The organism is Psychrobacter sp. 1U2 (assembly GCF_051847575.1).
Map to the genome: position 1 here is coordinate 1 of NZ_JBPYDC010001336.1, position 624 is coordinate 624.

Genomic DNA, 624 nt, shown 5'->3' on the forward strand with positions numbered 1-624 from the left:
CAGTGCGGTTATAGTAAATGACGTTGAGACGCAGTAGCCAAAAAATCACGGCCGCTTTGGCAAGCATCACTGGCAATGCACGTTTTTCATCTTCGCCAAGCGCACGTTTAGACTCATACCCTTGCAAAAAGGCGTTCATTTTTTGACGATCAAAATTGACCGTTTCGCTTTGCTCAGCGTCACCCCACGTGGTACAAAAATCATTAATGGTAATAGCAATATCCATCACATAATGCTCAACGCTGACCTCAGTAAAATCAAGTAAGCCCGTTAATGTCTCATTATCTTTTTGCAAATTCCACAAAGTATTATCCGCAAACATATCGAGATGACACAAGCCTTTTGGTAAGCTGGTAAGTGGTAAGTTCGAGTAAGCCTGCCAAATATCGCGCATTAATTTGGCTTCATCACCTGGCATAAACTGCATCTCACGGTCGCGTACCTCTCCCCATGGATAAAGTGGCACGCCGTAATCCTGCGCAGGCTGTAGCGCTTGCAGGGTCTCATGCAACATCGCTAACGCTGCACCAATCTCGTGACACATCGCCGGCGTAGTCTGCTTGGGGTGCGCCCCTGCCAAGCATGGTACGATCGTAATAGCTTTATCTTCATAGCGGATGACAT

Annotated in this window: 1 protein-coding gene; it reads right to left on the reverse strand. The window is 46.8% G+C overall.

Annotated features, from left to right (window positions below; genetic code table 11):
• The coding region (locus ACS8FD_RS21950; RefSeq protein ID WP_439277425.1) for a phosphotransferase at window positions 1-624 on the reverse strand (624 nt) is incomplete at both ends.